Annotated in this window: 29 protein-coding genes; 10 read left to right on the top strand and 19 right to left on the bottom strand. The window is 67.6% G+C overall.

The annotated features are described in order from the left end of the window. Window positions 1-155 precede the first annotated feature (155 nt). The gene (locus tag AT700_RS19715; RefSeq protein ID WP_003082250.1) at window positions 156-995 is read left to right on the top strand and encodes a S1 RNA-binding domain-containing protein; all 840 of its coding nucleotides are present in this window, start codon (window positions 156-158) and stop codon (window positions 993-995) included. Between the two features lie 9 nt (window positions 996-1,004). On the opposite strand, the gene AT700_RS19710 is transcribed toward AT700_RS19715, so the two are convergent. The 5 genes from AT700_RS19710 to yfiR all read right to left on the bottom strand — a co-directional run bounded on the left by AT700_RS19710 (window position 1,005) and on the right by yfiR (window position 4,672). Continuing rightward, entirely contained in the window at window positions 1,005-1,379 is a 375-nt protein-coding gene (locus AT700_RS19710) for a hypothetical protein (RefSeq protein WP_003082252.1), read from the bottom strand. A gap of 106 nt (window positions 1,380-1,485) precedes the next feature. Next, window positions 1,486-2,040, bottom strand: coding sequence for a magnesium transporter (locus AT700_RS19705; RefSeq protein WP_003112496.1), 555 nt, complete (start codon window positions 2,038-2,040; stop codon window positions 1,486-1,488). A 274-nt stretch (window positions 2,041-2,314) separates the two neighbouring features. Further along, the gene (locus AT700_RS19700) at window positions 2,315-2,821 is read right to left on the bottom strand and encodes an OmpA family protein (RefSeq protein ID WP_003082254.1); all 507 of its coding nucleotides are present in this window, start codon (window positions 2,819-2,821) and stop codon (window positions 2,315-2,317) included. Next, the gene (gene tpbB / locus AT700_RS19695; protein WP_003082256.1) at window positions 2,793-4,100 is read right to left on the bottom strand and encodes a diguanylate cyclase TpbB; all 1,308 of its coding nucleotides are present in this window, start codon (window positions 4,098-4,100) and stop codon (window positions 2,793-2,795) included. Before tpbB ends, AT700_RS19700 begins: the two co-directional genes overlap by 29 nt. Continuing rightward, on the bottom strand, window positions 4,100-4,672 hold the full coding sequence (gene yfiR, locus AT700_RS19690; RefSeq protein ID WP_003082257.1) for a diguanylate cyclase inhibitor YfiR: 573 nt from the start codon (window positions 4,670-4,672) through the stop codon (window positions 4,100-4,102). Before yfiR ends, tpbB begins: the two co-directional genes overlap by 1 nt. A 209-nt stretch (window positions 4,673-4,881) precedes the next feature. On the opposite strand from yfiR, the gene def reads away from it, so the two are divergent. After that, window positions 4,882-5,421 (top strand): peptide deformylase, encoded by a 540-nt coding sequence (gene def / locus AT700_RS19685; RefSeq protein ID WP_003120589.1) that lies wholly within the window; start codon window positions 4,882-4,884, stop codon window positions 5,419-5,421. Window positions 5,422-5,454: 33 nt separating this feature from the next. On the opposite strand, the gene AT700_RS30475 is transcribed toward def, so the two are convergent. Both AT700_RS30475 and AT700_RS19680 read right to left on the bottom strand, forming a co-directional pair. After that, window positions 5,455-5,586 (bottom strand): hypothetical protein, encoded by a 132-nt coding sequence (locus AT700_RS30475; protein ID WP_255253581.1) that lies wholly within the window; start codon window positions 5,584-5,586, stop codon window positions 5,455-5,457. A gap of 132 nt (window positions 5,587-5,718) precedes the next feature. After that, the gene (locus AT700_RS19680; protein ID WP_003082265.1) at window positions 5,719-6,039 is read right to left on the bottom strand and encodes a DUF2025 family protein; all 321 of its coding nucleotides are present in this window, start codon (window positions 6,037-6,039) and stop codon (window positions 5,719-5,721) included. Between the two features lie 230 nt (window positions 6,040-6,269). Here AT700_RS19680 and dgt point away from each other — a divergent pair, with 230 nt between their 5' ends. Both dgt and AT700_RS19670 read left to right on the top strand, forming a co-directional pair. After that, window positions 6,270-7,766: a dGTPase gene (gene dgt / locus AT700_RS19675; RefSeq protein WP_003145473.1), complete on the top strand. Its 1,497-nt coding sequence runs from the start codon at window positions 6,270-6,272 to the stop codon at window positions 7,764-7,766. A 13-nt stretch (window positions 7,767-7,779) separates the two neighbouring features. Continuing rightward, on the top strand, window positions 7,780-8,532 hold the full coding sequence (locus AT700_RS19670) for an SIR2 family NAD-dependent protein deacylase (protein ID WP_003086499.1): 753 nt from the start codon (window positions 7,780-7,782) through the stop codon (window positions 8,530-8,532). Window positions 8,533-8,538: 6 nt separating this feature from the next. Here AT700_RS19670 and AT700_RS19665 read toward each other — a convergent pair whose 3' ends face one another. Both AT700_RS19665 and AT700_RS19660 read right to left on the bottom strand, forming a co-directional pair. Then, the gene (locus AT700_RS19665) at window positions 8,539-9,126 is read right to left on the bottom strand and encodes a DUF4234 domain-containing protein (protein ID WP_034051797.1); all 588 of its coding nucleotides are present in this window, start codon (window positions 9,124-9,126) and stop codon (window positions 8,539-8,541) included. 94 nt (window positions 9,127-9,220) lie between these two features. Continuing rightward, complete coding sequence (locus AT700_RS19660; RefSeq protein ID WP_003082273.1) at window positions 9,221-10,210, bottom strand: aldo/keto reductase; 990 nt, start codon at window positions 10,208-10,210, stop codon at window positions 9,221-9,223. Window positions 10,211-10,344: 134 nt separating this feature from the next. Here AT700_RS19660 and AT700_RS19655 point away from each other — a divergent pair, with 134 nt between their 5' ends. Both AT700_RS19655 and AT700_RS19650 read left to right on the top strand, forming a co-directional pair. Next, on the top strand, window positions 10,345-11,256 hold the full coding sequence (locus AT700_RS19655; protein WP_003120586.1) for a LysR family transcriptional regulator: 912 nt from the start codon (window positions 10,345-10,347) through the stop codon (window positions 11,254-11,256). A gap of 35 nt (window positions 11,257-11,291) precedes the next feature. After that, window positions 11,292-11,699 carry a FosA family fosfomycin resistance glutathione transferase gene (locus AT700_RS19650; RefSeq protein WP_003163118.1) on the top strand — a complete coding sequence of 136 codons (408 nt, stop codon included), beginning with the start codon at window positions 11,292-11,294 and terminating at the stop codon, window positions 11,697-11,699. On the opposite strand, the gene AT700_RS19645 is transcribed toward AT700_RS19650, so the two are convergent. Continuing rightward, the gene (locus tag AT700_RS19645; RefSeq protein ID WP_003082283.1) at window positions 11,696-12,673 is read right to left on the bottom strand and encodes a rhamnosyltransferase; all 978 of its coding nucleotides are present in this window, start codon (window positions 12,671-12,673) and stop codon (window positions 11,696-11,698) included. The two genes, AT700_RS19650 and AT700_RS19645, sit on opposite strands and share 4 nt — an antisense overlap. Then, window positions 12,661-13,929, bottom strand: a complete 1,269-nt coding sequence (locus tag AT700_RS19640) for an MFS transporter (RefSeq protein WP_003145470.1) — start codon at window positions 13,927-13,929, stop codon at window positions 12,661-12,663. The genes AT700_RS19645 and AT700_RS19640 overlap by 13 nt, the downstream gene beginning before the upstream one ends. Before the next feature lie 312 nt (window positions 13,930-14,241). On the opposite strand from AT700_RS19640, the gene AT700_RS19635 reads away from it, so the two are divergent. Further along, window positions 14,242-14,931 carry a hypothetical protein gene (locus AT700_RS19635; protein WP_003123148.1) on the top strand — a complete coding sequence of 230 codons (690 nt, stop codon included), beginning with the start codon at window positions 14,242-14,244 and terminating at the stop codon, window positions 14,929-14,931. Between the two features lie 9 nt (window positions 14,932-14,940). Here the strand turns inward: AT700_RS19635 and AT700_RS19630 are convergent, their stop codons facing one another. The 3 genes from AT700_RS19630 to hchA all read right to left on the bottom strand — a co-directional run bounded on the left by AT700_RS19630 (window position 14,941) and on the right by hchA (window position 16,902). Next, window positions 14,941-15,291 carry a hypothetical protein gene (locus AT700_RS19630; protein ID WP_003082290.1) on the bottom strand — a complete coding sequence of 117 codons (351 nt, stop codon included), beginning with the start codon at window positions 15,289-15,291 and terminating at the stop codon, window positions 14,941-14,943. Window positions 15,292-15,357: 66 nt separating this feature from the next. Then, on the bottom strand, window positions 15,358-15,771 hold the full coding sequence (locus AT700_RS19625) for a thiol-disulfide oxidoreductase DCC family protein (protein WP_003116330.1): 414 nt from the start codon (window positions 15,769-15,771) through the stop codon (window positions 15,358-15,360). Window positions 15,772-16,026: 255 nt separating this feature from the next. Then, entirely contained in the window at window positions 16,027-16,902 is an 876-nt protein-coding gene (gene hchA / locus AT700_RS19620; protein ID WP_003082292.1) for a glyoxalase III HchA, read from the bottom strand. Between the two features lie 171 nt (window positions 16,903-17,073). On the opposite strand from hchA, the gene AT700_RS19615 reads away from it, so the two are divergent. Continuing rightward, window positions 17,074-17,805 carry a PA1136 family autoinducer-binding transcriptional regulator gene (locus tag AT700_RS19615; protein ID WP_003112485.1) on the top strand — a complete coding sequence of 244 codons (732 nt, stop codon included), beginning with the start codon at window positions 17,074-17,076 and terminating at the stop codon, window positions 17,803-17,805. A gap of 6 nt (window positions 17,806-17,811) precedes the next feature. Here the strand turns inward: AT700_RS19615 and AT700_RS19610 are convergent, their stop codons facing one another. Beyond that, window positions 17,812-18,798, bottom strand: a complete 987-nt coding sequence (locus AT700_RS19610) for an NAD(P)H-quinone oxidoreductase (RefSeq protein ID WP_003133873.1) — start codon at window positions 18,796-18,798, stop codon at window positions 17,812-17,814. A gap of 145 nt (window positions 18,799-18,943) precedes the next feature. Here AT700_RS19610 and AT700_RS19605 point away from each other — a divergent pair, with 145 nt between their 5' ends. Both AT700_RS19605 and AT700_RS19600 read left to right on the top strand, forming a co-directional pair. Then, window positions 18,944-19,819, top strand: a complete 876-nt coding sequence (locus AT700_RS19605) for a LysR family transcriptional regulator (protein ID WP_003082301.1) — start codon at window positions 18,944-18,946, stop codon at window positions 19,817-19,819. Between the two features lie 90 nt (window positions 19,820-19,909). Beyond that, window positions 19,910-20,758 carry a CAP domain-containing protein gene (locus tag AT700_RS19600; protein WP_003112483.1) on the top strand — a complete coding sequence of 283 codons (849 nt, stop codon included), beginning with the start codon at window positions 19,910-19,912 and terminating at the stop codon, window positions 20,756-20,758. Window positions 20,759-20,855: 97 nt separating this feature from the next. Here the strand turns inward: AT700_RS19600 and AT700_RS19595 are convergent, their stop codons facing one another. The 4 genes from AT700_RS19595 to AT700_RS19580 form a co-directional block, all read right to left on the bottom strand. Beyond that, entirely contained in the window at window positions 20,856-21,692 is an 837-nt protein-coding gene (locus AT700_RS19595; protein ID WP_003086528.1) for a bifunctional allantoicase/(S)-ureidoglycine aminohydrolase, read from the bottom strand. A gap of 136 nt (window positions 21,693-21,828) precedes the next feature. Continuing rightward, window positions 21,829-22,731, bottom strand: a complete 903-nt coding sequence (locus AT700_RS19590; RefSeq protein WP_003112482.1) for a LysR family transcriptional regulator — start codon at window positions 22,729-22,731, stop codon at window positions 21,829-21,831. 165 nt (window positions 22,732-22,896) lie between these two features. Continuing rightward, a complete protein-coding gene (locus tag AT700_RS19585; RefSeq protein WP_003086532.1) occupies window positions 22,897-23,613 on the bottom strand; it encodes a UTRA domain-containing protein in 717 nt (238 codons plus the stop codon). Between the two features lie 81 nt (window positions 23,614-23,694). After that, window positions 23,695-24,348, bottom strand: a complete 654-nt coding sequence (locus AT700_RS19580; protein WP_023104197.1) for an HAD family hydrolase — start codon at window positions 24,346-24,348, stop codon at window positions 23,695-23,697. Window positions 24,349-24,415 lie beyond the last annotated feature (67 nt).

The following is a 24,415-nucleotide window of genomic DNA, read 5'->3' as shown; positions in this document are numbered from 1 at the left end:
TAGACAGTCGGCATTTGGGAAATGTCCGCGTGGTTCAGGATGTTTCGGCGCGAATGGCCGGCAAGGCGATGAGCGGCGTCGGCGTACCGGCAAAAACTTCCGCCCGCATGCGTGGCGCCCGGTAGAATGCCGCCCCTTCGACAGGGGGAGACAACATGGCGGTCATCGGGCGTTTCAATTCACTGCAGGTGGTCAAGCACACGGAGTTCGGGCTCTATCTCGACGGTACCCAGCACGGCGAGATCCTCCTGCCCAAGCGCTATGTGCCGAAGGACCAGCCCAGCGAAGTGGGCGACTGGCTCAACGTGTTCATCTACCTGGACAGCGACGACCGCCTGATCGCCACCACTCAGACGCCCAAGGTCCAGGTCGGCGGTTTCGCCAGCCTGAAGGTCGTGGAGATCAACCGGATCGGCCTGTTCCTCGACTGGGGCCTGCCCAAGGACCTGCTGCTGCCGCATTCGGAAGAAAAGCGTCCGTTGCAGGTCGGCGACTACTGCGTGGTCTACGTCTACCTGGACAAGCGCACCAACCGCATCACCGCCACCGCACGCCTGGACCGCCAGTTGGACAACCTGCCGCCACGCTACAGCGTCGGCCAGGCGGTCGACCTGCTGGTGGTGGAGCGTACCGAGATGGGCTTCAAGGCGATCATCGAGGGCAAGCACTGGGGCCTGATCCACAAGAACGAGGCGTTCAAGTTCCTCCGCAGCGGCATGCGCGAACAGGGCTACATCAAGGAATTGCGCGCGGACGGCAAGATCGCCCTTAGCCTGCAGCCGGTCGGCGCCGAGGCCGCCGTCGAGCTGAGCCAGCAGATTCTCGCCCGGCTGCTGGAGGCCGGCGGCAGCCTGCCGCTCAGCGACAAGAGTTCGCCGGAAGATATCCACCGGCTCTTCGGGGTCAGCAAGGGGACCTTCAAGAAGGCCATCGGCGGCCTCTACAAGAAAGGCCTGATCCTGATCCACCCGGAACGCATCGAACTGCCGCGCTGAGGTTTCCGCTCAGGGCTGGAGGAACGGGGCGAAGTCCAGGCCAGCGCCGCCGGGGCGGACGTCGCGCAGGCGCTTGCCGGGGTCCGCGCTCAGCTCCAGGCTGAGGGTCGGCCGGCGGGCGTTCTTGTCGCGCAGTTCCAGGCTGTCCTGCTGCTGGCGAAGGAAACCGGTGGGCACCTTCAGGTGCTCCACTGCATCGCCGGCCGGGTTCGCCAGCAGCAGGTTGAGGAACTTGCCGGCCTTCAGTTGGCTGAGCGGAATATCGAACCACCAGACGTTCTTGCTCTTGTTGAAGCGGGCGAGCAGGGTGTTGCCGGCATCCAGCACGGACATGCCCAAGGCCTGGTTGAGCTGTGCGATGGCTGCCGCTTTATCGAGTTTCATGGAGTTTCCTGACGGGCCGCGCCGGCCGGGATGGCGGGCGGGTAGCCGGATATTCTAGCAGCCGGAGGGACGCCGCAGGACCTGCGCGGTGCGCAGGCCCCGCCGCTCAGACCATCCGCCGGAACTGCCGCCAGCGTTGCTGCCAGCCCAGCAGCAGCGGAGAGACCGCGGGGCCGGTGCCGGCGTCCTGCAGGCGCGGGTGGTGGCTGACCACGTTGACCAGGATCGGCTCCTGGGCGTTCTTCACATCGACGAAGAACAGGTGCTGCCCCTGGTGCAGGCGTTCTTCGAAGGGACGGAAGGCGCGGTTGGTGCGCTGCAGGCCGAAGAAGCTGCCTTCCCACAGGCAGAACGCGCAGAGCATGGCGCCGAGGAAGATCACCGGAATCCAGCCGGCGGCGGTTTCCGTCCAGCCGCTGGCATAGGCGAAGGCCACGGCGACGATGGCCAGGACGAGGCCGACCAGCAGGCCGACACGGCCGGAGCGGACCACATCCTTCTTCATGAACGGAGAGACTTCGTGCAGATGGCGCTGGCCGGTCTCCGCGTCCTTTTCGCTGAGGACGTGGATCTGCTCGGTGGCGATGCCGCTGGCTTCCAGTTCGGCTTCGAGCCGTTCCAGCTCGTCGAGGTTGTCGCTGATGTAGTAATGCCGGTTCATGGCATGCCTCCCATCGTCTGACGGCCTGTTCCTTGGGCGAACAGGCAAAGGTCGATACCCCCTGTCGGTGAATCCCGGAGCACCCGCAAGCGGCAGGTCGGCCGGGATTGTCGGTTTCCTGCGCAGCATTCAGTCTAGCATCCGCGGCAGCGGCGGCCGGTACGCCGGTCTGCTGGCTTCTTCCTTCAACATAGGCCGGAAGCGGGGTAGTGGCGGGGCCGGGCGATGGACGGGCCAGGTACGGGTGGGCCGTACGCAGCCCGCGAGCGCAGGATTACTCGGCGGGAACGATGATGGCGACGCGGCGGTTCTCGCTGCGGCCGGCGCGGGTCTTGTTATCGGCCACCGGCTTGCTCATGCCAAGGCCGCGGACCTCGATGTTGGCCGCCGGCATGCCGGCTTCGCGGAATACCGCGGCCACCGATTCGGCGCGCCGTTCGGAGAGCTTCTGGTTGTAGCCTTCGTCGCCGTAGTTGTCGGTGTGGCCTTCCAGGCGGACCTTGTCGATGTCTACCGCGAGCAAGGCGCGGGCGATCTTGGTCAGGGTGTTGCGGCTGTCGGGATTGAGACGGTCGAGATTGTTGCCGAACAGCACCTTGCTCGACATGCCGAACTCCCAGCCTTCGTCGCGGAGTTCGAAGCCCTGCTCCTGGAGCACGGCGATCTGCTCGGCGCTCAGGCCGGTCTGCGGCGGCTTGGTCTGGCAACCGGCCAGGCCCAGCACAAGGCTGAACAGGGCGAGGGCGAGCAATCTACTTGGGTGGAGCCTCTGGGGTAGCACTGTCTATCTCCTTTTCTTCCTGAAGGATGCGGGGGTCGTTGAGTTCCGCCAGGCGCCGGCTGCCGCGGGCCTGGCGCTTGGCGATGTACATCGCCATGTCGGCGTCGTGGAGCAGCGCCGCCGGGGTATCCGCATGCTCGGGATAGAGGGCGATGCCGATGGTCAGCGAGGTACTCACCGTGCTGCCGTCGCTGAGCCGGATCGGCGCCTGCATGCTGGCGATGATGTTGTCGGCGATGCGCAGGGCGTCGGCGCCGGACGCCAGCGGTGCGAGCAGGACGGCGAATTCGTCGCCGCCCAGGCGCGCCACCAGGTCGCTTTCGCGCAACTGCCCACGGATGCGCATGGCGATGTTGACCAGCACGGTGTCGCCGGCGGCATGGCCGAGGCGGTCGTTGATCTCCTTGAAGCGGTCGCTGTCGATGAACAGCACCGCCAATTGCTCGCGATGCTCGTTGGCATCGCGCAGCGCCCGGCTCAGGCGGCCTTCGAAGAAGGCGCGGTTGGGCAGGCTGGTCAGGCTGTCGTGGTGGGCCTGGTGCGCCAGCGAGGCGTTCTCGTCCTGCAGGCGCGCCTGCCAGGATTCGAGTTCGTCGAGCAGGGCGTTGAAGTCCTCGCCCAGTTGGCTCAGCTCGGCGATGCCGGCTTCCGGTACGCGCTTCTCGAAATCCCGTTCGCGGCGCACGGTATGCGCGACCTTCGCCAGTTGGTCGAGCGGGCCGACGATACCGCGTACCAGCCGCCGCGACAGGTAGAAGGCGCCCAGGGCGGTAAGCAGCAGGCACAGGACCATGCCGGCGAAACCGGTGAGCAGGAAGCGCAGCAGGCTGCCGCCGGAGCCCTTCACCTCCACCGAACCGATCTTCTGGCCGTCGTGCAGGATCGGTTGTTCGGTCGGCGCGCTGAGCAGCCAGTGCGCCAGTTGCTGTTCCAGCAGGTGCAGCGGCCCGGTGCTTTCCCGATGCCAACTGGCCAGGGTCTGTCCCTGGCGGTCGTAGACGATGGCGCTGGAGACCTCTTCGCTGGAGGCGATCAGCGCCAGGGACTCCTCGGCGGCCTGGGCATCGCCGAAGACCACCGCGGCCTCGACGGTATAGCTGATGGAACGGGCGATCAGTTGCTGGTTGGGGTCGGCATAGGCGCGCAGGGTCAGCAGGCCGACCAGGGTCACCGCCAGCCCGGCGGTGAATACCGCGACCAGCGCCACGCCCAGGTGCGCGCGATAGAGCACCCGGCGCAGCGATGGATTGGAACCCGTATAGCGACGACGACGGTTCATCACGGAGTGGCCTGCCGCCTTGCCAGTTTCAATACGCTCGGGTGCACGCGTACGCCGCTGCGGGCGATGGAGTCGAGATTGGCCTCGAAGGTGATGCGCGGACCGCCGACGTTGAGGCAGAACATGCTGCCGACGCTGCATTCGGTGCCACGCTCGCTGATGGACAGGACCGGATGCCCGGCCAGGCTGCGGAACACCTGCTGGCGCTCGCGCTCGTCGACCACTCCGAGGTAGATCACGTTGCAGAGCGTGCCGAGGTCCGGGTTGTCCACCGCGCGGCGTTCCGCATGCACGCGCCTGCCATTGGCCTGCACCATGCCGCGGAGCAGGCCGTCGGCGTACTCGGTCGGTCCGACCACGCAGAGTTGCAGGACCGCCGGCTCCTTCGGCCAGCGCACGTAGCTGAATATGCCCAGCAGAACCTGGCTGACCGCATTGCTGCGTTGCTCGACCGACGTCCGTGCGTCGTCCGCCCACAGGCCTCCGCCGCCCAGGCAGGAAACCGCCAGGACCAGGCAGGCCAGGGTGCGCCTGTAGAGGTCGAGGGGCTGCAAGGTGGGCAACGAAGGCAAAAAGGTTTCCTCCAGGAAAACGTAGCGGGGTGGCACGACTGGCCAGTGTAGTCGGTGTGCGGCGAATATTACCGGATGTGCCGGGAAAGAAAGCCGTTCGGTGTCAAATCAATGGCGCAATTGCCGGAGATGGAAGCGCTTTGCGTCTTGTCCTGTCTGGTTTTCTGGCTGAGCATGTAGGGCGTTACTGACCTTTATCAGGGGGCGGCATGATCCGGGAAATCCTCAAGATGGGTGACGAGCGCCTGTTGCGTATCGCGCAGCCGGTGCCGTCCGAACTGTTCGGCAGCGAGGAGCTGCAACGGCTGATCGACGACATGTTCGAAACCATGCATCACGTCGGCGGGGTAGGGCTGGCCGCGCCGCAGATCGGCGTCGACCTGCAGCTGGTGATCTTCGGTTTCGAGCGCAGCGAGCGCTATCCGGACGCCCCGGCCGTGCCGCCGACCATCCTGCTGAACCCGCGGATCACCCTGCTGGACGACGAGATGGAAGAGGGCTGGGAGGGCTGCCTGTCGGTGCCGGGGTTGCGCGGCGCGGTATCGCGCCATCGGCGCATCCGCTACCAGGGCCTGGACCCGCAGGGACAGCCGATCGACCGCAGCGTCGAAGGGTTCCATGCGCGGGTGGTGCAGCACGAGTGCGACCACCTGATCGGCCGCCTGTATCCCTCGCGAATCACCGACTTCAGCAAGTTCGGCTTCACCGAGGTGCTGTTCCCCGACCTGGACCCCGCCGCGGACGATTGAGCGGTTGCGCCTGCGGCTCTGCTCCGGCCTGGCTCAGCTCCGCGATGGGGTGCCGAGCGGCACCGCCGGACCGTGTTTTTTCGCTCGTTTCGCCAGGCGTTTCTCCTGGGCGGTTTTCAGCGGTTTCCTACGAGTTTCCTTCTTCGCGTTCAGTCCCTTGCTCATGGCGTTCACCTCCCCACGCAGCACCTGCGTGGCGCGCCGGATGGCCGATGGCGTCCGCGGCGCCGGACGGCGGCGGACGCTTCCAGCATAATGCGTGGCGCAGCGCCCGGCGCGGGCGGCGATCGACGGCGCTCAGCGCAACTGGCGTTGTGCGGTGATTTCCGGCAGGTCCTGGCGGCGCAGATAGACCAGTAGCGGCTCGCCGATGTTCAGTCGTTCGTTGATGTTCTGTTCCAGCAGGATCTGCAACTGCTCGCGGCCCAGGCGCATGACGTCGTCGCGTACCGAACTCCAGACGAACTCGCTGGTGGGCGTGATGCTGTCGTCGGCTACGTCCATGCCGAAGGAGTCTTCGCTGAAACGCACGATGTAGCGGCCGGTCTTGCGGTTGAAACCGACGAACCCCTTGAGGGCATCGGCGGCCTGGCAGATGTCGGTGGATGTGATGCTCATGCGGAACCTCCCTGAACGTTCCTGTTTCTCTGGGCGCACGCATGATCGGCGGCGCCCCCGTTCTGCGGCGGGGGTCGCTGGTGCCGAGCGGGGTATTCTGCCAGTTGCCGCCGCCCGGGGAAGAGGGCGGATCGCGAACGGTAGTGGGACGGATTGTCGCGACCTTGGTTAAACCGCCGCCACGCGCTAGGCTCGGGGTTCGCAGCCGACCGAGTGGAGAACAGCGCCAGATGCCAGGGGCCGTGGATTTCAAGGAGCGGATATCCCGCCAGCGTCCGCATGACAGGGAAACCTACGGACATGCCGGGAATACCGATCTGCAAGACATCGTCTACCAGTTGGAAAGCGACCGCGGGCGCATCGTCAATTCCGCCGCCGTGCGTCGCTTGCAGCAGAAGACCCAGGTCTTCCCGCTGGAGCGCAACGCGGCGGTGCGCAGCCGCCTGACCCATTCCCTGGAAGTGCAGCAGACCGGGCGTTTCATCGTCCGCACGCTGTTCCGCCAACTGGGCCCGCGTGCCGCGGAGGCCGGCCTGGACGGGCTGGAAGGCGCGCTGGAAAGCCTGGTGGAAATGGCCTGCCTGATGCACGACGTCGGCAATCCGCCGTTCGGTCATTTCGGCGAGTACGCCATCAACGACTGGTTCGAACGCAACCTCGACGCCCTGTTCGAGCGCCGCATACCGCCGGGCCAGGGCGACGGCCTGTTGCAGCAGCGCATGCTCACCGACCTCAAGCACTTCGAAGGCAACGCCCAGGCCATCCGCCTGGTGGTGAAGCTGCTGCGCCTGAACCTCACCTACACGCAGACCGCCGGCCTGCTCAAGTACGTGCGCCCGGCCTACGAGCCGAAGCCGGACAAGGCGGCGGCGAACCACTACCTGAACAAGAAGCCGGGCTTCTATCTTTCCGAGGAAGCCTTCGTCGACGAACTGCGCCGAGTCCTCGGCATGCGCCCGGGCACTCGCCACCCTGTGGCCTACATCATGGAAGCGGCCGACGATATCTCCTATTGCCTGGCCGATATCGAAGACTCGGTGGAAAAAGGCATCCTCGACATCCGTCAATTGGCGGATCTGCTGGTGAAGAAGTTTGCCGTCCACCATTCGCCGGACGCGCCGATTCCCGGCGACGCGGACAACATGAGCTTCCAGCGGATGGTCGACTACTCGCTGGAAAAGGCCGAGCGGGAGCCGATCAACAAGGTCAGCGAATTCTTCATCCGCCTGCGAGTGAAAATGATCCACCCGCTGGTCCAGCACGCCGCCCAGCAGTTCATCGACAACCTCGAAGCGGTTCATGCCGGCACCCTCGGCCGCGCGCTGATGGAGGACGGCAGCCTGCCGCACGCCATCGTCCAGACGTTCAAGGACGTGGCCATGGAATGGGTGTTCTGCCATCCGGAGGTGGAAACCCTGGAATTGCAGGGCTACCGCATCATCCAGGGCCTGCTGGATTTCTACGCGCCGCTGCTGCGCCTGCCGGCCGAGGAGTTCCAGGCCCTCGCCGAAGGTCGCCAGGCCGCCGCGCCGCATCCGCAACTGCTGGTTCGGCGCCTGCCGAGCCAGCAGATCAAGGCTTACCTGGAGGCCATGAAAGGTGTGGCGGAGGACCCGTTGCAGCGGCAGTGGGAGTTCTACCACCGCTGCCGTATGCTCCAGGATTTCGTCAGCGGCATGACCGACCAGCATGCCCAGGACGAATACCGCGCGTTGTCCGCGCTGTAAGCGGAGGAGCGAGATGCGCGCTGTCGTCGAACTGCTCGCCGGCGCCCGCCGCCTGGTGATCTTCACGGGCGCCGGGGTGTCGGCGGAAAGCGGGATTCCCACCTTCCGCGATGCCCTTGGCGGTCTCTGGGCGCGCTACGATCCGGCGGCCCTGGCTACGCCCGCGGCCTTCGCCGACGATCCCGCGCTGGTCTGGGGCTGGTACGAGTGGCGCCGCCTGAAGGTGCTGGGTGTCCAGCCGAATCCCGCGCACCGGGCGATTGCCGCATTGAGCGGACGGATCGCCGACACCCGGTTGGTCACCCAGAACGTCGACGACCTGCATGAACGCGCCGGCAGCCGCGACGTCCTTCACCTGCATGGCAGCCTGCACGCGCCGCGTTGCGCGACCTGCGCGGCAGCCTACCGGGACGCCTTGCCCGATTCGGTCGAGCCGGAAGAGGGACGACGGATCGAGCCGCCGCGTTGTCCGGCCTGCGGCGGACAGGTCCGGCCGGGCGTGGTCTGGTTCGGCGAGGCGCTGCCCGAGGCGGCGCTGCGCGAGGCTTTCGCCGCGGCCTGCGAGTGCGACCTGTTGCTCAGCGTCGGCACTTCCGGCGTGGTGCAGCCGGCGGCGCGGATACCCGGACTGGCGCTGGAGCACGGTGCCAGCGTCGTGCATGTGAACCCGCAACCGGTGCGCACCCGCCATCCGCGCGAACACTGTCTCGTCGGTCCGGCCGGCGAGGTGCTGCCCGAACTGTTGCGCCGGGCGTTTCCCGGCTGAGGCGGCTCAGCCCTGGGACGAGCCGAAGAGGATCACCGCGGAACCGATCAGGATCAGCAGCCAGTAGAGCGCGCCGAGCACGATGAACAGCAGGTTGTAGCCCGAATAGCCGGCGTTGCCCGTGCCCTGCGGGTCGCCGCTGGCGAGGTTGGCCTGGCGCTGGATGTTGCGCATCGGGATAAGCGGCGTGAGCAGCAGCAGGAGCGAGGGCAGCGAGTAGGGCTCCAGCGCGGGGACCACGTCGGTGAGGTGGCTGATCAGGTTCGCCGCGACCGTCAGCAGCACCGCCCAGGTCGCATCCTTGCTCGGGCTCCATAGTGCCTGGCGCTCTTCCGGCAGGGCCTGGTGGATCCGCCGGGCGAGGGCGTGGAAAAAGAAGATGCCGAAGATCGCCCGCCATACCGGGCTGATCCGCCGCTCCATCTGCGGTTGCTGGGCCTTCCAGTGCTTGTACATCCAGTACACGCCGTACAGCCCCAGGGTGACGAGGAAGAGCACGCTCATCTTGCCCAGGGAAGTGACGAAGAAATGCGCCCGCTTCGCGCCGCGGATTTCCACCAGGGGCGCTTCCGGGGTCTTGTAGACGTTTTCCATAACTGATCCGGCAGTCCTTGAGAAAAACCGCCATTTTGCCTTTCGCCGCTCCGTCAGGCCAGCGGCCAGGGGCGTTGCCGCCCCGGCCGTCCGATCAGGCGTTGCGGCTGGGCGGCGCCATGAACTCGGGACCGACCGGATCCTGGATGGTCTCGGCGAGGATCCGCTCGATGCGGGCCATGGCCTCGTCGTCCAGGCGCCAGCCGAAGGCGTCGGCGATGCCGTTCAACTGCTCCGGCTTGCGCGCCCCCCACAGCGCCACCGTAGGGCCGCGATCGAGAATCCAGCGGATGGCCAGGGCCAGCACCGACTTGCCATAGCGCTCGCGAGCCAGTTCCTCCAGTTGCGCGACCGCTGCCAGGTACTGGGCGAAGCGGGGCTGCTGGAACTTCGGGTCGGACTTGCGCAGGTCGTCGCCATCGAAGCGGGTCTCGGCGTTCATCCGTCCGGAAAGCAGGCCGCGGCACAGCGCTCCGTAGGCCAGCACGACGATGCCGTTACGCTCGGCGTAGGGCAGCACGTCGGCGTCGATGGCGCGCTCGAACAGGTTGTAGGGTGGCTGCACGCTGGCCAGCGGAGCGAACTGGCGGAACCCGTCCATCTGTTCCGGCGAATAGTTGCTCACGCCGATGGCGAGGATCTTGCCGTCGCGGCGCAGGCGCTCCAGTTCGCCGGCGGTTTCCTCGTGCGCCACCAGCGGGTCCGGCCAGTGAATCTGGTACAGGTCGATACGATCGGTTTTCAGCCGCCGCAGCGAGTCCTCGACCTCCCGGCGGATGCGTGCGGCGGAGGCGTTGCGGTGGATGCCCGCGTCGCTCCACTCCAGCGCCGCCTTGGTGGCGATCACCGCCTTGTCGCGCAGGCCCTGCAAGGCCTTGCCGACGACCTCTTCGGAATGGCCGAAGCCATAGACCGGCGCGGTGTCGATCAGGTTGATCCCGGATTCCACCGCACGCCGGATGGTTTCCACCGACGTCGCGTCGTCAGCGCCGCCCCACATCCAGCCGCCGATGGCCCAGGTGCCGAGGCCGATGCGCGAGACCGGCGTGTCGATACCCTCGATGCGAATGCTTTCAACGCTCATGGAAATACTCCTGCAGATCGGGAAAACGCTTGCCGGCAATGCGCTCGGCGGCACGGAGCGATTACTCTAGATCACCCGAGATTGAATGTGGCTCAATGCTGCATTGACCTCCGAGAACTGCCAGGAGCCCTGGAATGCCGGCTTTCACCCGTTCCGAACTCGCCGACCTGAACGTCTTCATGACCATCGTCCGGCGCCGCAGCTTCCGTCACTCAGCCCAGGAGCTGGGTGTCAGTACCTCGGCGCTGAGCCACAGCATGCGCAACCTCGAGGCGCGGCTCGGGGTGAAGCTGCTTAACCGTACCAGCCGTTCGGTGGTGCCGACCGATGCCGGTAGCGCGCTGGCGGCCAAGCTGGAGGATGGTTTCCAGGTGATCGGCGAGGCGCTCGGCGAGCTCGATGCCTATCGCACCTCGCCGGTGGGCCGGCTGCGCCTGAACGTGCCGCGCGATGCCTCGCGGCTGCTGCTGGGGCCGGTCCTCAGGCGCTTCACCGAGGCGTATCCGGACCTGCAACTGGAACTTTCGGTGGAGGACCGCATGGTCGACATCGTCGCCGACGGCTACGACGCCGGCATCCGTTACGGCGGCACGGTGCCCCAGGACATGGTCGCGGTGCCATTGACCGGGGAGCTGCGCTGGGTGGTGGCCGCGTCGCCCGATTACCTGGCGCGCCACGGCGTGCCCCAGCGGCCGGACGACCTGTTGCGGCACGCCTGCATCCGCATGCGCCTGGGCGACAACTCGTTCTACAAATGGGAACTGGGCGACGGCGAGCGGATGGTCGAGGTCGACGTGCCCGGCCCTTTCAGCGTCAACGAAAGCAATACGGCGGTCGCCGCGGCCCTGGACGGCATTGGCCTGGCCTACTGCCTGGAAGTGGGAATCGCCGAGGAGCTGCGTAGCGGCCGGCTGCAACTGGTATTGCCCGACTGGACCTCGATGGGCGCGCCGTTCTGCCTCTATTATCCGAGCCGACGCCAGCCGCAACCCGGCTTGCGCCAACTGATGGAAATGATCCGCGGCGACTGGCTGGGGCGTGCCTGAATCGTCCTCCCGCCAAACCTTGCAAGGAGCCCCCCATGCTCACCGGTCTCAATCACCTGACCCTGGCGGTCGCCGACCTGCCGGCCAGCATCGCCTTCTACCGCGATCTTCTCGGCTTTCGCCTGGAAGCGCGCTGGGACCAGGGCGCCTATCTCGAACTGGGTTCGCTGTGGCTGTGCCTGTCCCGGGAGCCGCAGTACGGTGGGCCGGCCGCGGACTACACGCACTACGCCTTCGGCATCGCCGCCGCGGATTTCGCCCGCTTCGCCGCGCAGCTGCGCGCGCATGGCGTGCGCGAATGGAAGCAGAACCGCAGCGAGGGCGATTCGTTCTACTTCCTCGACCCGGACGGCCATCGCCTGGAGGCCCACGTCGGCGACCTGCTCAGCCGGCTCGCGGCGTGCCGGCAAGCGCCCTATGCGGGAATGCGTTTCGCCGACTAGGCCTTGGCCTTGCCGGAAGCTACGGACGCCACCGCCGGACCGGCGAGGCGCTTCAGCAGGCGCGGGCGGTTGCGCTCCAGCGCGCCGCCGCGCCCCCGCAGGCCGTCCCACAGGCCCCAGCCCAGGCAGCGCAGCTTGAGCAGCTTGTCGCGCTCGAGCAGGAGCACCGCGAGGCCCTGGGTCAGGGTCGGCAGGTTCGCCAGCAGGGCCAGCGGCGAGGACCGGGCGTAGCGGCGCAGGACCAGCAGGCCGTTGCGCGCCAGGTAGTAGCGGCGCAGCGGGGCGTGGTTCATCGCGCTGAGGCTGAGACCGCCGAGGCGGCGGGTCTTGCGCGTGCCGATGCGGTGCTCGAGGACCAGCCGCGGGTCGACGTACAGGGGCACGTCCAGCGCCTGGGCGCGCAGGCTGTATTCGGTGTCCACGTGGTCGATGAACAGTTCCTCGTCGAAGTGGCCGAGGCGCTGGTAGGCCTCGCGGGTCAGCAGGCAGCCGGAGGAGATCAGGAACGAGGTGCGCTGCGGGGTCGTCAGGCCGTCCAGAGACAATTGCCTGAGCGTCAGTCCGTCGAGATGGATGGCCGGCAGGAAGCGCCGGTCACCCCGGTCGAAGATCCGTGGGCCGAGCAGGCAGGCCTGACCGTTGCGCGCCTGCAGGTTGCGCCACTGGGCGGCGAGGAAGGCGCCGCCGGGACGGGAGTCCTGGTCGAGCAGCAGCACACCCTGCACGCCACGCCGGAACAGCGCGTCGAGCCCCTGGTTGAAGGCGCCGGCGATGCCCTGCCGGTTGCCGTGGTGCAGCACGGCGATGCCTTGCCCGCGCAGCCGGGCATTGCGCTGCGGATCGCTGTGCGGTGAGTTGTCGACGGCAAGGAAGCGCAGTTGCGGAAACGCCGCCGCCAGTTCGCCAAGGTGTTCCAGGTCGTCGTCGCCAGGATTGAACAGTACCACCAGCACGCCCATGTCTATCCGGTCCATGATCGTTCTTCTCCCGTAGGTCGAAGTTGCCAGGCCAGGACCAGCCCGGCCAGAACGAGAAGGGCGCCGGCGAGGAATGGCGCGCCGGCCAGGGGCAGCGGCGCGAGCGGACCGCTGCCCCAGTGGAACAGGCCGCTCATCAGCGGCGGACCGACGATCGCGGCGAGGCTCATCAGGCTGCTCAGCACGCCCTGCAACTCGCCCTGGCGGTCCACCGGCACGCGGGCCGAGAGCAGCCCCTGCATGGCCGGGGTGGCGAGGCTGCCGAGCGCGAAGGGCAGCAGCGCGCAGACCAGCCAGAATGACGAGTCGACCAGGGCGAACAGCAGCAGGCCGCAGCCTTGCAGGGCGAGGCCCAGGCGCAGCAGGCGGGCGTCGTCCAGGCGCCGCTTGCAGAGGTTCACGCCGAGGGTCTGGGCGAGCACCGCGAGCACGCCGTAGAGGGCCAGCGAGTAGCCGATCCAGGCGCTGCTCCAGTGAAACTTCTCGATCACGAAGAACGGCCAGACCACCATCACCGCCTGCAAGCCGAGGAATACCAGGGCAAGCACCGCCAGCAGGCGTCCGACCCCCGGTTGCCGAGCCAGGCCGCTGATCGAGCGCAAGGCATTCATCCGCCTCGGATCCAGGCGGCGGCGTCGCGTCGGGGGCAGGGTTTCCTCGAGGAACAGGCCGGCGAGCAGGGCGTTGAGCAGGCACAGGCCGGCGGCCAGCAACAGCGGCAGCGTCGTGCCGTGCACCGCCAGCAGCCCACCGAGGGCGGGGCCGAGGATCATGCCCAGGGCGAGGCCGGCGTACAGCCAGCCGAAGTGCCGGGTGCGCTGCCCGTGCGTGCCGAGGTCCGCCGCGCAGGCCATCGCGGTGGCCACGCTGGCGCCGGTGAGCCCGGCCAGCGCGCGACCGAGGAACAGCATCCAGAGGCTGTCGGCCAGCGCCAGCAGCAGATAGCTGAGGGCGAAGCCGAGCATCGCCAGGACCAGGACGGGGCGGCGTCCGAAGCGGTCGCTGAGGCTGCCGAGGACCGGCGAAAAGAACAATTGCAGCAGCGCGAAGGTCATCACCAGGGCGGCGCCCCAGGTGGCCGCGTCGCGGATCGCCAGCGGCGCCACGCTGCCGATCAGCGTCGGCAGCAGGGGCACGATCAGGCCGACGCCAGCGGCATCCAGCAGGCAGGTGAGGAACAGCAGAGGCAGGACGCGTTTCGCGCCGGGACCGTGTTCCCGCGTGGCGGAGGGGCAGAGGCTGGTCGTGGACACGCCAGGACCCTCCCGGCGAACACAGGAAATCCCGATCCTGGGACGCCAGCGACGGCAAGGGAAACTACCGGAATTCACAGGTTCGACGAACGGTCGCGGCAACGCCGGCGGGCGGCGTGATGTCATAATGATGCGACCCGTGCGCCAGTCGGGTATCCTTGCCGGCCTCTCAACGTTGTTTCCTAACGATATTTTCCTCCTGTCGCGAGCAAAGGGATTTCAATGACGCCCAGAAAAGGAAAGCTACCTGCCGTGCTCGCCTGCATGGCAGCGCTGGCGGGCTGCAACATCAACCCGGCGAACCAGGGCTCGGTGTCGTCCTGGTTCTCCATGCGCGCCGGCGATCCGCCCAGCTTCGTCACCGGCGTGGTCGGCTTCGAGAACACCGGCAGCAACGACCCGTCCACCCGCCTGACCCTGCGTTTCCGCGATCCCGCCTCCAAGACCCATGCGGCCCACGTCACCACCTCGTCGTACTCCGAGCTGTTCAGCCTCGCACTGACGCCGCGCTACTACGAGCTTTACGAGTTCGAGGTGAGGTACCTGTCCTATACCGTCACCCGCGAGACCGGTGCGTACGAGGAGCGCTGCGAGGCCAACGGCGAGGCGCTGGAGAAGACGGTCCGGAAAAGGAAGCGCAGCGTCACCCACACGGCGGTAAACGTGGAGTCCAACTGTCGTTCTACGCCGCTGACCAAGACCGACTACTACTACGAGACCTATACCTCCAAGCCGTTCTCCGCGCCGTTCCGTGCCGAGAGCTTCGCCACCAACTACATCGGCGACTTCCGCGTGCAGTGCAGCTACAAGGAGAAGAAGGGCAAGACCCTCGTCGACAGCTGCCGTCTCAACTACGGCGCCGTCAGCCGCGATCGGGTGGACGCCTGGGTGGCGCAGATGAACGAGGCAGACAAGGACAAGCGCGAGCCGCTGCCGCCGGTACGCCAGCAGGCGGTCGACACGAAGAAGGCCGGCAAGCTCATCCATTCGGTATTTCGCTGAGGCGCTCGCTCAAAGAGCGCCGGCGATCGCGCGCCAGGTGTCGGCGTATCGCCATCGCAGCCAGGCGACCAGGCAGCGCTCGTGCCAGCGTCGCAGGGCGCAGCTCCTTTGCCGCGCCAGGCGTCGCTCGATGGCCTCTTCCAGCCAGGCCTCGTCGAAGGCGGTCCATACCGCCGGAGCGGGGCTGAGCAGGTTGCCGTGGCAGACCGGCGCCACTTCCTCGAAGAACAACCGCTCCAGCAACGCCGGGTCGACGCCCTTTATCCGCCGGGCGATATCCTCGGGCTCCAGGAGAGTGTCGACGAAGGCGTCGGATAGCGCGTGGCGCAGTCGTCGGCGTTGGCTCGGGTCAAGGGCCATGGCAAGTATGGGTCCGCAGGCTGGTGCGCAGGCAGCATAACCCGCCACGGCCAGCGCGGAGAGGCGTCAGGCTCGACGGGGACGCCAGGAGCGACGACGAAGGGGTGGGCGCTGGCGGCCGAACCAGCGCCAGCGGTTGCGCCGTAGCGCCTCGTGGCACTCGTCGCGCAGCCAGGCTGGCAGCAGGCGCAGCCAGCGCAGGTGACGCCAGGGGCCCGGCAACAGGCGCAGCACCTCGAGCAGGGCATCGTTGTCGTCGCAGGCGTAGGCGCCGTCGACGAACAGCCAGGTGTTGAAATGATCGGGTGCCAGCCCGAACCAATCGAGAATCGCCAGGCCTTCGGCGGACTGCGCGGCAAGCAGCTTCAGCCGGTGGTCGGCGCGGCGTGCCAGGAAACCGCTCCAGAGCGTGCAGAAGCGGCAGTGCTGGTCGTACAACACGACCTTGTCGCCGGGCTTGAGGTACGGCGGCAGTGACATGAGGGGCCCCCTTGGGTTCGGCTTTGTGCGCAAGCCCGGAACCGTAACGGCGGGAAGGGAGGACGACTAGTCGGTGTGCTGTCAGAGTTTTCTTTCTGTGCGGTCATCGATTCGTCTTTCGCCGGACGGCGTCGGGCAACGCGCCATTCCTCTTCCTGAAGGACGATGCTGCGCCAGGCCGGTTTAAGTTCGATGACGCCGGGACGAACGGGAGATGTCCCCGTCCGTGGGGCACGGACGGGGCGCGGCGGGGAATCAGCGGGCGAACGCTTCGAGAAGGGTCTTGGCGGCCAGCTTGCCAAGGTTGTTGGAGGCCAGCGGGCTGTCGCCGGTGAGCAGCTTGCGGTCGCGGTGGACCTGGCCGGTGATGCCCTTGTTGAGGATCTTCACCCCGAGCTTCTGCAGGTTCTCGCCCACCAGCCAGGGCAGGGGACCGGGCATGTAGCCGATCTCCAGGTTGGCGCCGGTGTCCAGGGCGTCGGGGAACACGCAGATCTCGTAGCCCTTGAACGGGTAGTCCTCCGGCTTCTCGTCGACCGCCGGTGCCAGCAGGCAGGCCGGACCGTGGCAAAGGGTGATGATGTAGCGGTCCTTGGCGAGGAAGGCATTGAGCAGCCGTTTCACCTCCCGGCTGTGCGGAATGCCCGCCAGCACGCCGTGGCCGCCGGGAACGAACACCGCGGCGTACGGCGAGTCGTCGGCGACGGCCTGCTCCAGGAGGTCGGCGAGCTTCCGCGGCGCTTTCAGCTTGGGCAGGTACTTCGCGTAGATGCTCTTCACCGCCTCGTCCTCACCGGGCATCGCCCACATCTCCAGCTTCACCGGGTTGCCGGAGAGCGTGGCGACATCGAACTCGAAGCCGGCCTTGTCCAGGTGGTACATCGGCAGGAGCATTTCCACCGGGTGGTTGCCGGTGGAGAACATGCTGCCGTTCTGCATCAGGATGTAGCGTTCGTCGGTACCGATCATCAGCACCTTCTTGCCGCCCTTGTACGGGGTCGGGTAGTCGGCGCCGTCGAAGTCGGTCTTTGCCGAGGTGTACTGGCTCAGGGAATAGGGCGAGGGAAAGAACGCGTTGTGCTCTGCGTGGTCGGGCGTCGGGGTTCTGCTGGTATCGCGCTCGTTGCTCATGGCTCGTTCCTTTCTGCGTGATGGAGGTCGTACCAAGACGATAGGCGGGGTCGCCGGCCGGCGAAATAGGGGAAATCCCCTAACCCACGATCGGTCGCCTGAGGGTTTTCCCCTATGGGCTTTTGCCGGCAAGCCGGGGATCATGCGGAAAAAGCCAGGAACGTCCGCTCCATGACCGACTACGCCAGCCTTCTCTTCGACAGCGTCGCCCGGCTGCGCAAGGCCGCTACCACCGAGGCGGTCTGCCGCGAGATGGTGGAGTTCGCCGCACGCCTGGGCTTCGACCGGGTGATCGTCTGCAGCCTGTTCCCCCGCCCCGACGAGGACGAACTGATCGACGAGCTGTTCTTCGTCCATGGCGACTGGGCCGAAGGGCGCAGCGCCCAGGAGCGCGACGCCTATCTTCTGCACTGTCCGGTCACCCGGCACATCCTCGAGCTGGACGAGCCGTTCTTCTGGTCGAAGAGCCCCTCGGAGGATCCCGAGCGCATGACCTACCGCATCGTCCGTGGGGTCCGCGACCTCGGCCAGGTCAATGGCATGCAGGTGCCGGTGTTCGGCCGCAACGGTCTGGAGGGCGCGGTGTCTTTCGCCGGCGAGCGGCTGGACCTGAATGCCGGTTGCAAGCTCGCCGCCCAGGCCTTCTGCCCGATCCTGTTCTTCGCCCTGAAGCGCCTGCGCGGCCCTGTGTCGGCGGGCGATGCGCAAGCGCTCAGCGAGCGCGAGCGGGAAGTCCTGCAATGGATCGCCCTGGGCAAGCAGCAGGCGGAGGTGGCGGCGATCCTGATGATTTCCGAGCGCACCGTGGAGAATCACCTGCGTGCCGCCCGCCGCCGTCTCGGCGCGGCGTCCACCGCCCAGGCGGTGGCGCGGGCGCTGCGCCTGGGCGATATCGAGGTCTGAGCGGCCTCAGGGAGCGGACGTGAGGACGATCTTGCCGATGTGCTGGCCGGAGTCCATCAGTTCGTGGGCCTGGCGCGCCTGTTCCAGAGGGAAGGTGCGGAACACTTGCGGCCGGACAGTGCCGGCGCGCACATGCGGCCAGACCTGGCGCTCCAGTTCGGCGATGATCGCGCCTTTCTCGTCGTGGCTTCGCGAGCGCAGGGTCGAGCCAAGATGGACCAGGCGCTTGCTCAGCATCGGGAACAGGTCGACTTCGGCGGCCTTGCCCTTGATCACGCCGATCTGCACGATCCGTCCGTTCATCGCCGCCGCCTGGTAGTTCCGCGTCACATAGTCGCCGGCAACGATATCGACGATCACATCGACCCCGCGACCTTCGGTGCCGCGCAGCACTTCCTCGACGAAGTCCTGCTCGGTGTAGTCGATCGCCACGTCGGCGCCGAGGCGCAGGCTGGCCTCGCGCTGGGCCTCGCTGGAGATCGTGGTGAAGATCTTCGCCGCGCCGAAGGCCTTGCCCAGCATGGTCGCGGTGGTGCCGATGCCGGAGGCGCCACCGTGGACCAGCAGCGTCTCGCCGGCCTTGAAGCCACCGCGCTGGAACAGGTTGACCCAGACGGTCATGAAGGTTTCCGGCAGCGCCGCCGCTTCCTCCATGCCCAGGCCGTCGGGCAGGTGCAGGGTGGTGCGCTCGTCGGCCACCGCGAACTGCGCGTAGCCGCCGCCGGGAATCAACGCCATCACCGCCTCGCCGACGGCGAAGCGGCTGACCTCGCTGCCGACCGCCCGCACCGTGCCGGCGATCTCCAGGCCGGGAATGTCCGAGGCGCCGGGCGGCGGGTCGTACACGCCCTTGCGCTGAAGCACGTCGGGACCGTTGACGCCGGCGGCGCGGACTTCGACCAGGACCTCGCGCGGGCCGGGCGTCGGCAGCGGCCGGCTGGTCGCCACCAGTACCTCGGGGCCGCCGGGCCGGGCGATCTCGATGGCGGTCATTCGTTCGGGAAATCGGTTCGTGCTGCTCATCGCATGCTCCTGGGAAAGTGGTTCGGACCTGGTTCGCATGGTAATCAGCGCGGATGCCGTGGTCGCGCAGCGCTTTTTCATTAGACTGATGCGAAAATGCATCAGGACAACCGCCATGAATTGGGACGACACCCGCGTCTTCCTCGCGCTCTGCCGCGAGCACACCCTGCGCGGCGCCGCCCGCGCACTTCACGTCGACCAGGCCACGGTGGGCCGGCGGCTGGCGTCGCTGGAGGCGGCGCTGGGCTCGACCCTGTTCCTGCGCACCTCGTCCGGCTACCTGCTGACCCCGGCCGGCGAGGCGGCCTTCGAACTGGCCGAGAAGATGGAGCGCTCGGCCCTGGAGTTGCTGCGGCGGACCCGCGGGATGGACCACCGACTGTCCGGCGAGGTGCGGTTGTCCACCACCGACTCCCTGGCCGTCGACTTCGTGCTACCCGCCCTGGCCCGCCTGCACCTTGAACACCCGGATATCCGCGTGCTGCTCGACAGCGCTTCGGCCGTGGTCGACTTGCCCAAGCGCGAGACCGACATCGCGATTCGCACCCTGCGGCCGGAAAATCCCGATTTGATCCTGAGAAAACTCGCCAGTTGGCCCATGGGCCTGTTCGCTTCCGCGGACTACCTGCGGCGCAACGGCGTGCCGGTGCCCGGCGAGCGTTTCCGCGGCCACGACCTGGTGATGTACGAACCCTATTGGCACAGCCAGCGCGAACTGACCCTGGGCGGCGAGCCGATCCGCGACGGCCGGGTGGTCATCGCGGTGAATTCCAACATGATGGTGCGCCAGGCCCTGGCGCGCGGCCTGGGACTCTGCGAGCTGCCGCTGTACATGGGCGAGCGCGACGGACTGGTGCGGGTCTGGCCGCAGCGCGAGCGACGCCGGCCATACGAGGTGTGGATGGTTACCCACAAGGACCTGCGCCACACCGCGCGGGTCCGCGCGGTGATCGAGCGGTTGGTGGAGGCGTTCGCCGAAGCGCCGGCCTGAGCCTGCAACGCCGGCGCCGGGTTCCGGTCGAATGCGGCGGCGCGCCGCGGAATCACGCATCATAGGCGCCATCAGATCGAGGAGATTTCCATGGCAATCCCAAGCATCCCGCGTTTGGCCGTACTGACGCTCGGGCTGGCGCTCGCAGCGGCCGCTAGTGCCGCCGACGAGGCGCAACTGGTCGAGGCGATCAACGCCTACCGTGGCCAGGTGCAGTCCTGCGGCGGGCAGGCCAGCGGCGAACTGCCGCCGCTGGCCGCCGACCCGCGCCTGGCCTTGCCGGTGAATGCCGCCGGCGACCTGCAGCAGGCGATGGCACAGGCCGCCTACCCGATGGTCAACGTGCAGTCGATCAGCCTTTCCGGGCCGCGCGATGCCGGCGCGGCGATGAAGGCGCTGCAGGAAAGCTTCTGTCGCGTGGTGCTCGACCCGCAGTTCGTCGACGTCGGCGTCAGCCGCCAGGACCGCGACTGGCGCATCGTCCTCGCCCGGCCATTGCTGCGCGGTGGCATGGGCGATTGGCAGGCGGAAGGGCAGAAGCTCCTGGAACGGATCAATGCCGCCCGCGGGCAAGCCCGCCAGTGCGGTGGCAAACCTTACGCAGCGGCCCAGCCGCTGGCCTGGAACGCCACCCTTGGCGGCGCCGCCGAAGCGCATTCGCGGGCGATGGCCAACGGCAATTTCTTCGACCACCTCGACCGCGACGGCCGCACCCCCGGCGACCGCGCCGAGCTGGCCGGCTACAGCGGCGGGCTGGTCGGCGAAAACATCGCCGCCGGCCAGGACGGGGTGGACAAGGTGGTCGACGGCTGGCTGGCCAGCCCGGGCCACTGCGCCAACCTGATGAACCCCGGCTACCGCGAGCTGGGCGCGGCCTACGCCACCGATCCGAAGAGCGACGCGGGAATCTACTGGACGGCCATGTTCGGTTCGCCCTGAAGTCCTCCGCGCCCGGAGCTGACGAAGGGCTGGGCGCCTTCCGCAAACGAAAAACCCGGCGCCATGGCGCCGGGTTCCCTTTCAGCCTGTCCCGCCCTCAATGCGGCGCATTGAGAGTCAGGCGCATGTGCCGGTTGACATCCTTGTACAGCAGGTAGCGGAAGCGCCCCGGGCCGCCCGAATAGCAGGCCTGCGGGCAGAAGGCGCGCAGCCACATGAAGTCGCCGGCCTCCACCTCGACCCAGTCCTGGTTCAGGCGGTACACCGCCTTGCCTTCCAGCACGTACAGGCCGTGCTCCATCACGTGGGTCTCGGCGAAGGGGATCACGCCGCCCGGCTCGAAGTTGACGATGTTGACGTGCATGTCGTGGCGCATGTCGCTCATGTCGACGAAGCGGGTGGTGCTCCAGCGGCCTTCGGTGTCCGGCATCACCAGCGGCTGGATGTCCTGCTCGTTGGTGACGAAGGCTTCCGGCAGCGGTACGCCGTCGACCTTCTGGTAGTGCTTGCGGATCCAGTGGAAGCGGGTGTGCTGGCCGGTGGTATTGCGCACCTTGTAGTCGGCGCCCGGCGGAATGAAGGCGTAGCCGCCCGGCTGCATGGCGTGGACCTGGCCCTGCAGGGTCAGGCTCAGCTCGCCCTCGACGACGAACAGCACGGCCTCGGCGTTGGGATCCTGCTCCGGTTTGTCGCTGCCACCGTTGGGCGCCAGTTCGACGATGTACTGCGAGAAGGTCTCGGCGAAGCCGGACAGCGGGCGGGCGATCACCCACATGCGCATGTTGTCCCAGAACGGCAGGTGGCTGGTGACGATATCGCGCATCACCCCCTTGGGAATCACGGCATAGGCTTCGGTGAACATCGCCCGGTCGGTGAGCAGCTCGGTCTGTGCCGGGTGCCCGCCGTGCGGCGCGTAGTAGCTGGACTTGGACATGGAGCGTTTCCTCGTTGTTGTCTTGCTGCCGGCTCACGCGCCGCCGGAGCGAAACGGGCGGGCGCGAGCCGTTGCTGACGGCAACGATATCCAGCGCCTGGCGCATGCACAAATTAAATGTTGGAATCCAGCATATTCATTTTTCGAATGCGGGACGGCTCCGGGTATCTTCCGCCAGCACCCGCGACAGCACGCGCGCCAGCGCCTTCACCATCGGATCCGCCGCCGGCCGGTGCAGCAGCGCCACTTCGAACACGTCCACCGCCGGCAGCCCGACGTTCTTCGGCAGCACCGCGTGGCCTGCGCTCACCGCGCGCAGCGGCAGCAGGCCGATGCCCATGCCGTCGGCGATGGCCGATTGCAGACCGCTGAGGCTGGAACTGGTGAAGCTGATGTGCCAGCGCCGGCCGACCGCTTCCAGGGCGGCGATCATCTCGTCGCGGTAGACCCCGCGCGGCGGGAAGGTGACGATGGGCAGCGGGTCGAGGTCGATGCAGGGGTTCCTGGCGCTGTCCACCCAGCATGTCTTTTCCGGCCAGCAGGCCAGTGCCTCGCGGCTGGCGCGTCGCTGCTTGAGCAGCACCAGGTCCAGTTCGCCGCGGTCGTAGCTGGCGCTGAGGTCGCGGCTCATGCCGCTGGTGACTTCCAGCTTGACCTGTGGATAACGCCGGTTGAAGGCCGCCAGTCGCTCGGTGGTACGGCCGGCGGCGAAGTCGTCCGGCACGCCGATACGTACCGTCAGCGCCACCGTGGCGCCGGATAGCGCCTCGGCCAGTTCGTCGTTCAGTGCCAGCAGGCGGCGGGCATAGCCGAGCAGCGTATCGCCGGCGTCGGTCGGCAACACGTCGCGGTTGCCGCGCTCCAGCAGGCGGTGTCCGGCCATTTCCTCCAAGCGGCGAACCTTCTGGCTGACGGTCGACTGGGTCGAGTGCAGGCGCGCGGCGGCAGTGGTGAAGCTGCCGCAGTCGGCCACCGTGACGATGGCGCGGAGCAGGTCGAGGTCGAACAGGCGGCTATTCGATTTTTCACTGTCGCTCATGGTCGTATCGCATTTTCGAATGTCGTCGCCGCTTTTAGCAGGCCGTGCCGTCAGCGGCAACCGCTCAGCGTCGACGCAGCGTGCCCAGCGGTCGACCAATGCGCTGGAAGCGGCGGGAAACCCGCCAGGCGGTCATGCATGCGCCAGGAACAGGACCGCGGAGCGCTACTCGGGCACCTCGACGTTGACCTGTAGCGCGTCGTGGCGCCAGTACTCCAGGTCGCAGTCGATCAGGCGGCCCGCCTGGTCGCGGTTGACCCGCACGATCTGCAGCGCCGGGCTGCCCACCGAAACCCGCAGCGGCCCGGCGGCTTCCGCCGGGAGGATGGTCGGGACCATCTCGAAGCGCACCCGGCCGTAGCGGATGCCGTAGTGGTTGGCGTAGAGATCGGTCAGCGAGCGAGTCAGGTCGAAGCGCTCGATGCCGGGAAAGTAGGCGGGATTCAGGTAGTGCTCGACGTACAGCACCAGCCGCCCGTCGACCCGCCGCGCCCGGCGGATCTGGAACACCCGCGACAGCGCCGGCAGCTCCAGGCGCTGGCAGATGTCGACGCTGGCCGGGATCATCGCCGCGCCGAGCACCTCGGTCTCCGGCACCCGGCCCTGGTCGGCGACCATCGCGTGGAAGTGGCTGCGCACCAGCGGGTTGTACAGCAGCCGCTGCGGCGAGACGAACCAGCCGCGGCGTTCCTCGCGGTAGATCAGGCCCTGGTCCTCCAACTGGCCGAGCGCCTCGCGCAGGGTGATGCGGGTGGTCGAGAACAGCTCGCTCAACTGCCGTTCGCTGGGCAGCTTGCTGCCGCGCGCGAGCAGGCCGCGCTCGATCTGCTCGCGCAGGGACTGGTAGATCACCGTCAGGGGTCGGGACGGCTCGTCGCGCATATCGACGCTTCTCCGCTGGGGCTCCGGGGGGCTACAGGGTAATGCTTCCGGGCCGCCGGCGGTATAGCGCGGCGCGCCTTCTCAGCGCCATTGCAGCACCGGCCAGCCGGCCTCGCGGGCGTGCCCGAGCAGCGCCGGGTCGGGGTTCACCGTGTGCGGCCGGTCGACCCGCGAGAGCAGCGGCAGGTCGTTGCGCGAGTCGGAATAGAAGGTCGCGCCGGCCAGCGTCTCGCCCTCCTGGGCCAGCCAGGCGTCGAGGCGACGGACCTTGCCCTCGCGGTAGGTGAGGGTGCCGCGGGTGCGCCCGGTGTAGAGGCCGTCGCGCTCCTCGATGTCGATCGCCAGCACCTCGTCCACCCCCAGCCGGCGGCCGATGGCGCTGACCAGGAAGTGCGCCGAGGCGGAGATGATCAGCAGGCGGTCGCCGGCCTGGCGGTGGCGTTCCAGGCAGCGCAGGGCGTCGGCGTGGATGCGCGGCGCTATGATCCGCGCGACGAAATCCTCGACGGCGCCGGCGATCTCCGCCGGGGTGCGGCCGGCGATGGGCGCCAGGCTGAAGTCCATGTAGTCCTCCATGGCCAGCCGGCCCTCGGCATAGAGTTCCATGAGGTGGCGTTCCTGGTGCAGGAAGGCGGTCTTCTCGACCCAGCCCAGTTCGGTCATGTAGCGCCCCCAGAGGGTCGCGCAGTCGCCGTCGATCAGGGTGTCGTCGAGGTCGAAGAGGGCAAGTGGCATAGGCGGTTCCTTGTTCGCTAGGGATTGGCCCGGCACGCCTGGCGCCGGGCGGTGGTTCGGCGAGGTT

The organism is Pseudomonas aeruginosa, assembly GCF_001457615.1.
Classification (GTDB): domain Bacteria; phylum Pseudomonadota; class Gammaproteobacteria; order Pseudomonadales; family Pseudomonadaceae; genus Pseudomonas; species Pseudomonas aeruginosa.
This window is presented reverse-complemented; position numbering and strand designations above follow the sequence as displayed.